At 57.5% G+C, this 12,010-nt stretch carries 8 protein-coding genes, 1 tRNA gene and 1 other RNA gene; 9 read left to right on the plus strand and 1 reads right to left on the minus strand.

The genetic code is table 11. From position 1 onward, the window contains the following. Positions 1-27: 27 nt before the first annotated feature. Complete coding sequence (locus tag CFB04_RS14095) at positions 28-3,162, plus strand: efflux RND transporter permease subunit (RefSeq protein ID WP_088535878.1); 3,135 nt, start codon at positions 28-30, stop codon at positions 3,160-3,162. A gap of 61 nt (positions 3,163-3,223) precedes the next feature. Further along, positions 3,224-3,673 carry a hypothetical protein gene (locus CFB04_RS14100; RefSeq protein ID WP_088535880.1) on the plus strand — a complete coding sequence of 150 codons (450 nt, stop codon included), beginning with the start codon at positions 3,224-3,226 and terminating at the stop codon, positions 3,671-3,673. A 72-nt stretch (positions 3,674-3,745) separates the two neighbouring features. Here the strand turns inward: CFB04_RS14100 and CFB04_RS14105 are convergent, their stop codons facing one another. After that, complete coding sequence (locus CFB04_RS14105) at positions 3,746-4,312, minus strand: flavin reductase family protein (RefSeq protein ID WP_088535882.1); 567 nt, start codon at positions 4,310-4,312, stop codon at positions 3,746-3,748. 198 nt (positions 4,313-4,510) lie between these two features. Between CFB04_RS14105 and CFB04_RS14110 the strand changes: the two genes are divergently transcribed. The 7 genes from CFB04_RS14110 (at position 4,511) to CFB04_RS14140 (ending at position 12,004) form a co-directional block, all read left to right on the plus strand. Next, a tRNA-Ser gene (locus CFB04_RS14110) sits at positions 4,511-4,601 on the plus strand. An 89-nt stretch (positions 4,602-4,690) separates the two neighbouring features. Beyond that, an RNA gene (gene ffs, locus CFB04_RS14115) (signal recognition particle sRNA small type) lies at positions 4,691-4,789 on the plus strand. An 85-nt stretch (positions 4,790-4,874) separates the two neighbouring features. Beyond that, positions 4,875-6,596: a DNA polymerase III subunit gamma/tau gene (gene dnaX / locus CFB04_RS14120; protein ID WP_088535884.1), complete on the plus strand. Its 1,722-nt coding sequence runs from the start codon at positions 4,875-4,877 to the stop codon at positions 6,594-6,596. Positions 6,597-6,668: 72 nt separating this feature from the next. Further along, positions 6,669-6,983 (plus strand): YbaB/EbfC family nucleoid-associated protein, encoded by a 315-nt coding sequence (locus CFB04_RS14125; protein ID WP_088535886.1) that lies wholly within the window; start codon positions 6,669-6,671, stop codon positions 6,981-6,983. A gap of 175 nt (positions 6,984-7,158) precedes the next feature. After that, a complete protein-coding gene (recR, locus tag CFB04_RS14130; RefSeq protein WP_088535888.1) occupies positions 7,159-7,752 on the plus strand; it encodes a recombination mediator RecR in 594 nt (197 codons plus the stop codon). 57 nt (positions 7,753-7,809) lie between these two features. After that, positions 7,810-11,385: a pyruvate:ferredoxin (flavodoxin) oxidoreductase gene (gene nifJ / locus CFB04_RS14135; RefSeq protein WP_088535890.1), complete on the plus strand. Its 3,576-nt coding sequence runs from the start codon at positions 7,810-7,812 to the stop codon at positions 11,383-11,385. A gap of 142 nt (positions 11,386-11,527) precedes the next feature. After that, a complete protein-coding gene (locus tag CFB04_RS14140; protein WP_088535892.1) occupies positions 11,528-12,004 on the plus strand; it encodes a roadblock/LC7 domain-containing protein in 477 nt (158 codons plus the stop codon). Positions 12,005-12,010: the final 6 nt, after the last annotated feature.

Raw genomic sequence — 12,010 nt, forward strand, 5'->3', positions numbered from 1 at the left:
GCGCCCCAACTCTCTCTCAGGTTATTTATGATCGAAAAGATAATCGAATACTCAGCACGAAACAGGGCCGTAATCCTGATGATCTACGGGCTCGTCATCGCCTGGGGGGTCTGGGCGGTCTACAGGACTCCTGTCGATGCCATTCCGGACCTGTCGGACAACCAGGTCATAGTCTTCACCGAATACCCCGGCAGATCCCCCCAGATAGTGGAGGACCAGGTAACGTATCCGCTGGTCACCAACCTTCAGGGGCTCCCGAAGGTGAAGGCGGTGCGGGCATCTTCGGCTTTCGGATTCTCGATGATCTACGTCATCTTCGAGGACTCCGCCGACATCTACTGGGCGCGGACCAGAGTCCTGGAGCGGCTTAACTACGCTTCGTCACTGCTCCCGCCGGGTGTTTCGCCAACCCTCGGCCCCGACGGCACCGGCGTGGGCCACGTTTTCTGGTACACGGTGGAGGGGAAGGGATATGACCTGGAGCAGCTGCGGACTCTCCAGGACTGGTTCGTCCGCTACCAGCTCAGCACCGTCCCTGGTGTTGCGGAGGTCGCCTCCATCGGCGGTTTCGTGCGGGAGTACCAGATCGAGTTGGACCCGCACCGGCTTTTCTCTTACAACGTGACCACCACCCAGGTCGCTGAGGCGGTGAAGAAGGCGAACAACGATACCGGCGGGAGGCTCCTTGAGCAGGCTTCCGCAGAGTATCTCATCAGGGGCCGGGGATATGTACAGTCGCTGGCGGACCTGGAAAACATAGTCGTTACCTCCATGGGAGGCGTACCCATATACGTGAAGAACCTGGGGACGGTGCAGACCGGCGGCGCAATCCGGCGTGGCCTCCTGGACCTCAACGGCACGGGGGAGGCCGTGGGGGGTATCGTAGTCATGCGGTACGGCCAGAACGCCAAGGAAGTAATCGACCGGGTGAAGGAAAAGATAGCAGCTCTGGAGAAGGGGCTGCCGCCGGGGGTCAGGATAGGTGTGGCCTACGACAGGAGTGACCTCATCGAGCGGGCCGTAGGAACGCTTCGGGGTGCCCTGACCGAGATGTCCATCGTAGTGACGCTTGTAGTGGTTGTATTCCTGCTCCACTTCCGTTCTTCCCTTGTGGTTGTTCTCACTCTTCCGGTGGCGATGCTCATTGCATTCATCACCATGAAGCATCTCGGCATCACGTCCAACATCATGTCCCTGGGGGGAATCGCCATCGCCATCGGAGAGCTGGTGGACGCCGGGGTCGTGATGGTCGAGAACTGCTACCGGCGGCTGTCGGAACTCTCCGACGAGGAGCGGGAGCGCCGGCGCCTGGATGTCATCATCGATGCTTCCAAGCAGGTGGGGCCGGCTATATTTTCATCGATGCTCGTGATCATCCTTTCCTTCGTCCCGATCTTCCTTCTGGAGGGGCGCGGCGGGAAGCTGTTCCATCCCCTTGCGTTCACCAAGACTTTCGCCATGGTTGCGGCGGCGGTAATTGCGGTGACCCTCGTACCGGTGCTTTCCTATTTCTTCCTGAGAGGAAAGATGCCATCCGAAGAGGCGAACCCTGTCTCCAGATTCTTCATCAGGCTCTACTCGCCGGTACTTACCTGGTGCCTTAACTGGAAAAAATCGGTAATAGCCATCAACATCGTTGCGCTCGCGATAGCGATCCCCATATTCGTCAAGATGGGGAGCGAGTTCATGCCACCCCTCGACGAGGGAAGTCTCCTGTATATGCCGGTCACACTCCCGAACATCTCCATTACGGAGGCAAAGCGGCTGATCCAGGTGCAGGACGCCGTCATCAAGAGCCATCCGGAAGTGGAATCGGTCCTGGGGAAGGTTGGGCGCGCGGAGACATCTACCGACCCGGCTCCGGTCTCCATGTTCGAGTCGATCATCATCCTGAAGCCAAAGGAGCAGTGGCGGCCCGGGGTTACCAAGGACGACATCGTTTCGGAGCTTGACGCAAAGCTCCAGCAGATCGGCGTCCGCAACGGCTGGACCCAGCCGATCATCAACCGGATCGACATGCTTTCCACCGGCGTACGCACGACGCTGGGACTCAAGATATTCGGCAGCGATCTTGAGGTTCTTCGCAAACTTTCCCTTCAGGCGGAAGAGATCATCAAGGGGGTCCCAGGTGCGGTGGACGTGGTCGCGGAAAGGGTCACCGGCGGGAATTACATCGACATCGAAGTAGACCGGGAAGCGGCTGCCCGCTACGGCGTATCGGTGGCGGACATCCAGGAAGTGATCTCCACCGCCCTCGGCGGAGAGACTCTCAGTACAGCGGTGGAAGGGCGAAACCGCTTCCCCATCCGCATACGTTACCAGCGGGAGTACAGGGACTCTGTGGAGGACATCCGCCGCATCCTCGTCTCCGGCATGGGGGGGGCGCAGATCCCGCTCGCTCAGGTGACGAAGCTCAAGGTTTCCACCGGCGCCCCTGAGCTTGCCAGTGAGGGGGGGCTCCTGCGTTCGATTGTCTTTCTCAATGTGCGCGGCAGGGACATGGGAGCGGTCATGAAGGATGCGAAGGCAGTTCTCGAGCAGAACCTGAAGCTTCCTCCAGGGTACTACTATGCGTGGGCCGGCCAGTGGGAAGACCAGATCAAGGTAAAAAAACGCCTGCAGGTGCTTCTCCCGATCGGGCTGCTCGTCATATTCATCATCCTTTACTTCACCTTCCGCTCCGGGATAGAGGCCTTGATGGTCATGCTCTCGGTGCCTTTCGCCCTTGTGGGAGGGGTTTACCTTGTGGCGGGCCTTGGTTACAACATGTCCGTTGCAGTCTGGGTGGGGTTCATAGCCTTGTATGGAGTTGCCGTTGAAACGGGGGTGGTGATGGTTGTCTACCTCCACGAGGCGCTCGACAAGCGGCTTCTGGCAGGGCCTGTAACGGAGAAGGACATTTATGAGGCCGCTTTCGAGGGGGCGGTGCTTCGCCTGCGCCCCAAACTGATGACGGTGGCGACATCGCTCATCGGTCTCATTCCCCTCATGTGGGCGACCGGTACCGGTTCCGACGTCATGAAGCCGATCGCTGCACCGATGATCGGTGGAATGTTTTCCTCGACGGTCCATGTGCTGATCATGACGCCGGTTATATTCGTACTGATGAAGGTGCATGATTTGAGGAAAGGGAAGCTCAAGCACTCCGGCATGTCCGGATGAGGCGCAAAAACCTGAGAAGCCGTCCGATTAGCGGCATAATTAAGAGGAAAAGGAGAAGACGATGAGAAGATTTGCAGCAGTTATCGCAGTCGCATCACTGGCCCTGGGGGTTCCCGCAGTTCACGCCGCCATGGATCATGGCAAGCATGGCCACGGCTCTGCAGCCCACGAGGAAGTTGTGGATGGCGTTAAGGTTACATTCAACGTAATGAGCATGGCGGAACATATGAAGGCTATGAAGATGGAGATGCCGAAGGGGATGAAGGAGACCCATCATATCGCCGTTGAGTTCAAGGACGCAAAGACTGGAAAGGCGATCACTAAGGGGGATGTCAAGGTCAAGGTTCAGGGACCTGACAAGTCGGAGCAGACCAGAGACCTGATGGCGATGGAGGGCCACTTCGGGGCGGATTTCGATTTCTCGAAAAAAGGGAAGTACGGCGTAATGTCGAAGTTCAAGTTGAAGGACGACAAAGTGCGGAGCGCCAAGTTCTGGTACACGGTAAAGTAAGCCGGGCCGAGTTCAGGGGAGGCGCCGCATCCCTCGGTTCGGCGCCCCCCTGTCAATCCACTTTTTTACCATTCAGAGCTCTTTTCCAACCGAAAAAGCCGGGGCGAGGAACGGGCCAATGCTGTGGTATCCCCGGTGTCCGGTATCGTACAGCATGGGCTTGATCTTGAAGATATCGGGAAGCCCGTCATCCCCCAGCACATCACCTTCAGCCTTGACGTCCAGAATCTCCCCCACGAACTGGGTGTGGAGCCCGATTTCGAGAGTGTGCAGAAGGCGGCATTCGAGGACCACCGGGAACTCCGCGGCGTAAGGGGCATCCACAAGTTCGCTCCTGACGGGGGAAAGCCCGGTTGCGGCGAATTTGTCCACATCGCGCCCTGAAGCTATGCCCATGTAGTCCGCCTGCTTCACCTGCGATTCCGATGGAATACCGACGGTAAAGGCTTTCCTCTCTATTATCGCAGCGTAAGAATAGGTGGCCTTCCGTAGAGAAACTGCGACGCAGGGGGGCTGGGAGCAGCAGATGCCGCCCCACGCGGCGTTCATGATGTTCGGCTTTCCGTTGGCATCGTATGTCCCCACCATCAGGACGGGTGTAGGGAACAGCAGGGTCTTGGCGCCGAGAGAATGTTTCATCGTCTTCTCCTTATCAGTGGGATGACTCATATTATTTGATAACCTTAGACAGGCGGACTGATATGTCAAGTTGTTTCGGAGGAGGAGTGCCGTCTGCGCCTGAGCTCTCCGCCCGGCATAGGAGGGGGTACACGACAGGCAGAGGGAAGAAATGGCTTTACAAGGCAAGGCCTATAAACTATACTTCCTGCTTCTTGCGGAGAGATGTCCGAGCGGTTGAAGGAGCACGCCTGGAAAGCGTGTGTACGTTAACAGCGTACCGAGGGTTCGAATCCCTCTCTCTCCGCCATACTTATAACTTCAAGAGAATCCGGCAGCAAGCGTCCGTTGCTGCCCGCCGATTCTTCCCGCTGTTCATGATTTGCGGATACAACTGATAGCTGGGTCCTGCGCAACGGAAGGTTATGAACCCCGTCAGGTCCGGAAGGAAGCAGCGGCAGTAACCGACTCCGTGTGCCGCGGGGGTGCCCAGCTATCAGTTGTATCCGTTAATTCCGCACTCCTCATCCCCCCTGTATTCCGGTTGCCCCAACATGCTGTTGAGCAGCGAGGTCATTGTCCCTTGTCATATCTCGTACTAGCCCGAAAATGGCGCCCGCAGACGTTCGCTGACCTGATCGGCCAGGAGCACGTCAGTCAGACGCTTAAAAATGCGATCGACGGCGGCAGGGTCGCCCATGCCTTTCTTTTTACCGGTGCCCGAGGGGTCGGCAAAACCAGCTCAGCCCGCATACTCGCCAAGGCGCTTAACTGCGATGCAGGCCCGGCTGCAGAACCGTGCAACGCCTGCCCCACCTGTAAGGAAATAACGGATGGCAATTCCGTCGATGTTTTCGAAATCGACGGCGCGTCTAATACCGGTGTGGACGACATACGGGAGCTGCGCGATACGATCAAGTACCTCCCGTCGCGAAGCCGCTTCAAGATATTCATCATCGACGAAGTGCACATGCTTTCGACGAACGCCTTCAACGCCCTTCTGAAGACGCTGGAAGAGCCGCCGCCCCACGTCAAGTTCATCTTCGCTACAACCGAACCTCACAAAGTTCCCGTTACCATACTGTCCCGATGCCAGCGGTTCGACTTCAAGCGCATATCGCTGCCCATGATAGTGGCGCGCCTTCGTTACATCGTTGACCGGGAAGAGATAACCATTTCCGATGCATCCCTCGCCGTGGTGGCCCGCAAAGGTGACGGCAGCATGAGGGATTCCCTCTCCACGCTCGACCAGGTTCTTGCTTTCTGTGGTGCGAATGTAGCCGATGATGATGTGGTGACCCTTCTGGGTGTGGTGGACCGCCGACTTCTACATGAGACCGTTTCGGCGGTATTCGCCAGGGACACCGTCGCGGTCCTCGACATCGTAAAGCGGGTGGATGCTTATGGCGCAAATATGCGCAACTTCTGCCAGGAGCTGATCGAGTGCTTCCGCCATCTGTTGATCCTGCAGGCAGCGGGGGATGTTTCCGATCTGCTGGACGTTTCGGAGGGAGAGCTGGCCGAATTGCGGGCTCAGGCCAAGGCCGTAACTCTCATCGATCTCCAGCGCCAGTTGACGCTCCTCCTCAAGGCGGAGAACGATATGGCCCACTCCTCGTTCCCTCGGCTCATCATGGAAATGGCTCTGATAAAAATGGCGACACTTGTCCCGGTCGTGCCGGTCGATGATCTTATCGCGCGGTTAAAAGTGCTGGAGGGGAAAACGGGGGGTGTTGTGGCATCCTCTTCACCCGTATGGGATTCCGGTCCTTCCCGTCAAGCCGGTCAGGCTCCGTCAGTGCCAAAGCCGCAGCAGCCGCAGCAGCCGCCTCCCAAGACGCCCGCTCCAACGCCTCCAGGTGCTGCTGCCGACGCGGCGAGGCCCGCTCGGCCTGCGGGTGAGAAGGACTGGGAAGGGTTCGTAGATTTTGTAAAGGGGAAAAAACAGAGACTTGCCTCGCAGCTCAATGATGCGCGGCCGCTCATGGTGTCATCGACTCGGCTGGAGATAGGATTTCCCAGCGGTGTGTACTGGGGAAACCTTTCCCAGGGGGAAGGGCTCGACGAGTTGAAAAACTTTGCAGCGGCTTTTTTCGGCGAGGGGATTTCGGTAAAAGTCACCGCCGCATCGGCTGGCGGGGGCGACGTTCCTCTCTCCCTGGCTGAAAAAAAAAGCCTTGATATCACCACAAGACAGAAACAGATGAGGGAAGAGGCGGAAACGCACCCGGTTGTCAGTGCCGCTCTTGAAATCTTCGGAGGTCGCCTTGAGGAGGTCGAAGAGCTGAAGGGTTCGGATTCATAGAACCCTGTTTTAGTATAAAGAAATTTGTTTCATCATAGTAAAATATCTTTTACCGCAAGGAGGAAGCAGGAGATGTCAAAAGGATTAGCCCAGATCATGAAGCAGGCGCAGATGATGCAGCAAAAAATGGCGAAGTTACAGGAAGATGCCGCGCAGCGGACTGCCGAAGCCACGGTTGGCGGCGGTGCTGTCTCTGCTGTAGTCAGTGGCAAGAACCGCCTGGTTTCCCTTACTATCAAGAAGGAAGCTGTAGATCCGGAAGATGTTGATATGCTTCAGGATCTGGTCGTCGCTGCGGTGAATGAAGCCCTTGGAAAAGTGCAGTCTGAGATGGCTGAAGAGATGAGCAGGGTAACTGGGGGGCTTAATATCCCCGGTCTATTTTAAAAACGATTCTGATTCTTTTTAACGGTAGTTAGGAAAAGGGTTGATGCGACACCCTCCTCTTTTTTGGGTTCACTAAAAATTGTCCAAATAATTCACAGCGATACTAAATTATTTAGTAAGAATAAAAAAGTTTATTCGAACTATAATAAAAAATTGTTTTGTACAAGATAAAAATATGCTATATGCTTCGAGCTCGCTTAACAGATTGCTTGGCGAATTGAAAAAACTGCCGGGAGTAGGCGAAAAAACGGCGCTGCGGCTTGCCTTTCATCTACTTAAATCGCCTGGCCAGGTGATGGCTCTTGCGGACAGTCTTCACGAAGTCCATGGCAGAATCAGGTCATGCTCCATTTGCCATGGAATTACCGAAGAGGACCCCTGCTGCATTTGCACCGGTACCCGTGACCCCAGTACGATTTGCGTGGTGGAAGAACCGCAGGATCTTCTGGCGATTGAAAGAAGCCATGCATTCCGTGGACATTATCACGTGCTCCAGGGGGCGCTGTCCCCGCTCAACGGGGTTACTCCGGCGCAGCTTAAAATTCCGGAGCTGCTGGCGCGCTTGGAGGAGAGCCGGGTTGCAGAGGTAATTATCGCAACCAGCTTCACCGTGGAAGGGGAAGCGACGGCGCTTTACCTTGCCAAGGTGATAAAGCCGCTGGGGAAAAAAATCACGAGGCTTGCTCACGGGATCCCTTTGGGGAGTGATCTGGAATATGTCGACGCAACAACCATGCAGCGAGCGGTGCAAGGCCGCGCGGAGCTGTAATTTTTATCGGCGCCACCACAAGTATCCGCTTGTAAAGAACCCACCAGGAGGAAGTTTATGAGTCGCAAAATGGTAACGATTGATGGCAATACCGCGGCTGCCCATGTGGCGCACGCTACCAACGAGGTAATTGCCATCTATCCCATCACCCCGTCCTCGGTAATGGGAGAAATCTCAGACATCAAGACGGCGATGGGGGAGAAGAACATCTGGGGCACCGTCCCGAGCGTCGTAGAGATGCAGTCGGAAGGTGGTGCGGCAGGTGCCGTACACGGAGCACTCCAGGCCGGCGCGCTGACGACGACGTTCACGGCGAGCCAGGGTCTGCTCCTGATGATCCCGAACATGTTCAAGATTGCGGGTGAGCTCACCTCGACGGTCTTTCACGTTTCCGCCCGGGCCATTGCGGCGCAGGCCCTCTCGATCTTCGGCGACCATTCAGACGTCATGGCATGCCGCTCAACCGGCTGGGCAATGCTCTGTTCCAATAACTCCCAGGAGGTAATGGATTTCGCCCTCATCTCACAGGCCGCCACCCTCCGGTCGCGGGTTCCCTTCCTTCACTTCTTCGACGGCTTCAGGACCTCCCACGAGGTGCTCAAGGTAGAGGAGCTCACCTTCGACGACATGAAGGCGATGCTCGATGACGACCTCATCGCCGAGCACAAGCTCCGCGGCCTTTCACCTGACCACCCCGTGATGCGCGGAACGGCGCAGAACCCGGATGTTTACTTCCAGGGACGCGAGACCGTCAACCCGTACTACCCGAAGTGCATCGATATCGTCAAAGATGAGATGAAGAAGTTCGCGAAGATAACCGGCCGTGAATACTCCCTGGTGGATTACGTCGGGGCGCCCGATGCGGACAAGGTCATCGTAATCATGGGATCCGGCGCCGATACCGCACAGGAAACGGTCGAGTACCTGACGAGCAAGGGGGAGAAGGTGGGTGTGCTCAAGATCCACCTCTACCGTCCGTTCCCCATTGATGACTTCGTTGCGGCACTGCCGAAGACTGTAAAGAAGATTGCCGTCCTCGATCGCACGAAGGAGCCCGGTTCCCTCGGCGAGCCCCTCTACCTCGACGTCCGCACCGCTATCGGCGAAGCCATGGCAGACGGCAAGTTCCAGTTCCAGGGGTACCCGGTGATCGTCGGCGGGCGCTACGGCCTCGGCTCCAAGGAGTTCACTCCTGCACAGGTGAAGGCGGTCTTCGAGAACCTCGATGCGGCTAAGCCGAAGAGGAATTTCGTCGTCGGCATCACCGAAGATGTTACCGATTCCAGCCTCAAGCTCGACCCGACATTTTTCAACCCGATGGAAGGCGTTTACCAGGCGATGTTCTACGGCCTCGGTTCCGACGGCACCGTCGGCGCCAACAAGAACTCCATCAAGATCATCGGCGAGATGACCGACAACAACGCCCAGGCCTACTTCGTCTACGACTCGAAGAAGGCCGGCTCGATGACCACGTCGCACCTGCGTTTCGGCAAGAAGTACATCCGCGCTCCGTACCTCGTGCAGGAAGCGGACTTCGTTGCCTGCCACAACTTCGTCTTCGTGGAGAAGTACGATATGCTTGGGAAAGCCAAGCAGGGGGCGACCTTCCTCCTGAACGCTCCGTTTTCTGCGGACGAAGTATGGGATCAGCTTCCGGCGGACGTGCAGCAGCAGATCATCGACAAGAAGCTCAAGTTCTACGTGATCGACGGCGTGCGCCTTGGCAACGAGATCGGCCTTGGACCCCGGATCAACGTCATCATGCAGACCGCCTTCTTCAAGATCTCCAACATCATCCCGCTCGATCAGGCGATCGACGAGATCAAGGACGCCATCAAGAAGACCTATGGCAAGAGCGGCGAGAAGGTCGTCGAGATGAACTACAAGGCCGTCGATGCCGGCCTGAACAACTATTACGAGGTGAAGGTGCCGGAGAAAGCTACCAGCACCATCGCGAAGCCGCCGGTCGTCCCGGCAGGCGCGCCGAAATTCGTCCACGAGACCACCGCACCGATCATCGCGGGACTTGGCGACGACCTTCCCGTGTCTAAAATGCCGGCGGACGGCACCTTCCCCACCGCGACCTCGCAGTTCGAAAAGCGGAACATCGCCGTCGAGATCCCCGTCTGGGACGAGTCCCTCTGCATCCAGTGCGGCATCTGTTCCTTCGTGTGCCCCCATGCGACGATCAGGATGAAGGCGTACGACGCGAAGCACCTCGAAGGGGCTCCGGCCGCCTTCAAGTCCACCGAATGCAAAATTCCGGAGTTCAAGGGGCAGAAGCTCACCCTCCAGGTCGCTCCGGAAGACTGTACCGGCTGCGGTGCGTGCGTCTACAACTGCCCCGCCAAGAGCAAGACCGACCCGAACCACAAGGCCATCAACATGGCGTTCCAGCCCCCCCTGCGCGCGCAGGAGGCGAAGAACTGGGAATTCTTCCTCACCATCCCCGACGTCGATGCGGCGGTCGCCAAAATTGACACCGTTCGCGGGTCGCAGCTGATCCGTCCGCTCTTCGAGTTCTCCGGCGCCTGCGTCGGCTGCGGCGAGACCCCGTTCCTGAAGCTTCTCACGCAGCTCTTCGGGGACCGCACAGTAATCGCCAACGCGACCGGCTGTTCATCCATCTACGGCGGCAACCTTCCGACCACTCCCTACGCCCAGAGGGCCGACGGATGCGGCCCGGCATGGTCCAACTCCCTCTTCGAGGACAACGCCGAATTTGGTTTCGGTATGCGCCTCGCCATCGACAAGTTCAACACGATGGCGCTGGAACTTCTCGACAAGCTCGCTGGCTGTTCCTGCTCCTCCTGCAAATCGGCAGCAGGTCTGATGGCGGAGATCAAGAACGCCGACCAGAGCAGCCAGGCCGGCATCGAGGCACAGCGCAAGCGGGTTGCCGACCTGAAGAAGGTGCTGGCGGCTTGCCCGGAGGCGGATGCCAAGCGGCTCCTCACCGTTGCCGATTACCTCGTGAAGAAATCGGTCTGGTGCATCGGCGGCGATGGCTGGGCATACGACATCGGATACGGCGGACTCGACCATGTCATTGCCAGCGGCAAGAACGTCAACCTGTTGGTCCTCGACACTGAAGTCTACTCCAACACCGGCGGGCAGGCGTCCAAGGCGACTCCGCTCGGCGCGGTTGCCCAGTTTGCCGCAGGCGGCAAGCCGGTTTCCAAGAAAGACCTCGGCATGATGGCGATGTCCTACGGCACTGTCTATGTTGCCACGGTTTCTCTCGCAAATCCGGCACAGTGCATCAAGGCTTTCCTTGAGGCGGAAGCGTATGACGGCCCGTCGCTCATCATAGCGTACTCCCACTGCATCGCACACGGGATCGACATGATGAAGGGCGTGGATGAGAACAAAAAGGCGGTCAACTCCGGATACTGGCCGCTCTACCGGTACAACCCGCTGCTTGCAGCCCAGCGGAAGAACCCGCTGCAGCTCGACAGCAAGGCGCCGACCATCGACTTCAGCGAGTACGCCAACGGCGAGAACCGCTACCGCGTCCTCAAGAAGAACAACCCGGATGGGTACGACGAGCTCATGAAGAAAGCCGGCGAGTGGACCAAAGCCCACTTCAGTTACTACGAGAAGCTTGCGGCGCTTACTTTCGACGAGAAATAAGTCGAACAGACACCTACGCGGTAGGGAAAAAGCTCCAGCCTCCGGCTGGGGCTTTTTCTTTTAAATTTGACCGCTTGATGAACAAAGCTGTTTCTGCTATACAGGGGCCTGTCACTAACTTTCACCTCCTCAAGGAGGGAACATGTCGGATCAGATGGTCATGCATGACGAGGATTTTTCCCGGGTTAACGGGATCATCGAGCGGCTCCTTTACGAGACGAACTCAAGGGTGATCTTCCTCGTGGACAAGAACGGCCAGCTCATTTCCGGCGTAGGCGAGACCGACCAGTTCGACACCACCTCGCTTGCCTCACTTACCGCAGGCAACATAGCTGCTACAGGAGGTCTGGCAAAACTGATCGGGGAGAAGGAGTTTTCGATCCTTTTCCATGAAGGAGAGCGGGACAACCTCCACATTTCCATCGTCGGCGGCAGGGTCATTCTCGTCGTGATATTCGATACACGTTCGTCCCTCGGTCTCGTCAGGCTGCGAGTCAAGAAGGCGTCTGAAGAGCTGTCCACCACCTTCGAGTCGCTTTTCTCCAAAGCAGAGGCAGGTCGCGGGGACCATCCGCTGGCCGAGATTACCGACGACGACATCGATAATCTTTTCAGGTAGGTGCTC

The organism is Geobacter sp. DSM 9736, from assembly GCF_900187405.1.
In the GTDB taxonomy this organism is placed as follows: Bacteria; Desulfobacterota; Desulfuromonadia; order Geobacterales; family Geobacteraceae; genus DSM-9736.